Source organism: Nocardioides cremeus (assembly GCF_030518195.1).
GTDB classification, from domain to species: Bacteria; Actinomycetota; Actinomycetes; order Propionibacteriales; family Nocardioidaceae; genus Nocardioides; species Nocardioides cremeus.
This window is the reverse complement of sequence record NZ_JAULSC010000498.1, coordinates 1-209: the sequence shown is the minus strand read 5'-3', so window position 1 is coordinate 209 and position 209 is coordinate 1. Positions and strand designations below refer to the sequence as shown.

At 76.6% G+C, this 209-nt stretch carries 1 protein-coding gene; it reads right to left on the bottom strand.

The features are described 5' to 3' along the window. On the bottom strand, positions 1–209 hold a 209-nt coding region (locus QWJ41_RS21875), incomplete at both ends, for a flavin reductase family protein (protein ID WP_302710602.1).

The following is a 209-nucleotide window of genomic DNA, read 5'->3' as shown; positions in this document are numbered from 1 at the left end:
GCGCCGTGCCGGTCGCGCAGCTGCGTGGAGTGCACGACGACGCACTCGCGCGTGGCGTGGCTGGCGACCACCCGCGGGGCGCCGGTCCCGCGCCCGGGCTCGAGCTCGAGCCCGGTCGCCGCGGCCTCGTCGTCACCGCGGGGCAGCGAGCGCGACGTGGCGTTCATCAGCTCGGCCAGGTCGCGCGAGACCAGGTTCCAGCAGAACTC